Source organism: Arthrobacter sp. 260, assembly GCF_013116745.1.
Classification (GTDB): Bacteria; Actinomycetota; Actinomycetes; order Actinomycetales; family Micrococcaceae; genus Arthrobacter_D.
In genome coordinates this window covers 1-237 of record NZ_JABFOE010000108.1, presented here as the reverse complement: position 1 = coordinate 237, position 237 = coordinate 1, and the positions used below count along the sequence as shown (strand labels likewise).

1 protein-coding gene is annotated in these 237 nt (G+C 34.2%); it reads right to left on the bottom strand.

The features are described 5' to 3' along the window. The coding region (locus HMI57_RS18520; protein WP_216607721.1) for a hypothetical protein at positions 1 to 213 on the bottom strand (213 nt) is incomplete at its 3' end. Between the last annotated feature and the right edge of the window lie 24 nt (positions 214 to 237).

Below are 237 nucleotides of genomic sequence, written 5' to 3'. Positions count from 1 at the left end.
ATACAATCCTTTGTTAGCAAAACCTCCCGTTTCATTTTTGAGATAATCAAACTTACTTTCCACTTGTTCCGTAACTTGAGTTGAAGCACTTTCAGCAAAAGTAGCAGCTTGAGACAAACGCATCAAAGCATCAAAAGTAACATCAAATCCACGAGTAGCAAAAGCATTAGGCGTTACTTTATTTTTTAATTTATAATTCTTTTCGAAAATCATAGCTTCTAGACTATTGTTTTCGCG